Below are 383 nucleotides of genomic sequence, written 5' to 3' on the forward strand. Positions count from 1 at the left end.
GTCATTTGATGCGGTAGCGACAGTCTTACCATCTGGGCTAAATACTACGTTTGTGACCCAATATTGATGTTTGAGAGTGGCAATTTCTGAACCTTTGAAGTTCCATAACTTCGCAGTTTTGTCATTTGATGCAGTAGCGACAGTCTTACCATCTGGGCTAAATACTACGTCGTTGACCGTATCTTGATGTTTGAGAGTGGCAATTTCTGAACCTTTGAAGTTCCATAACTTCGCAGTTTTATCATCTGATGCAGTAGCGACAGTCTTACCATCGGGGCTAAATGCTACGTAGTTGACCAGTCGTTGATGTTTGAGAGTGGCAATTTCTGAACCTTTTAAGTTCCATAACTTCGCAGTACCGTCAAATGATGCAGTAGCGACAG

General features: G+C 42.6%; 1 protein-coding gene. It reads right to left on the reverse strand.

Annotated features, from left to right (window positions below):
• Positions 1–383 (reverse strand): WD40 repeat domain-containing protein (locus DSM106972_RS52750; protein WP_411675357.1); only part of this gene is annotated, 383 nt, incomplete at both ends.

Source organism: Dulcicalothrix desertica PCC 7102, assembly GCF_003991905.1.
In the GTDB taxonomy this organism is placed as follows: domain Bacteria; phylum Cyanobacteriota; class Cyanobacteriia; order Cyanobacteriales; family Nostocaceae; genus Dulcicalothrix; species Dulcicalothrix desertica.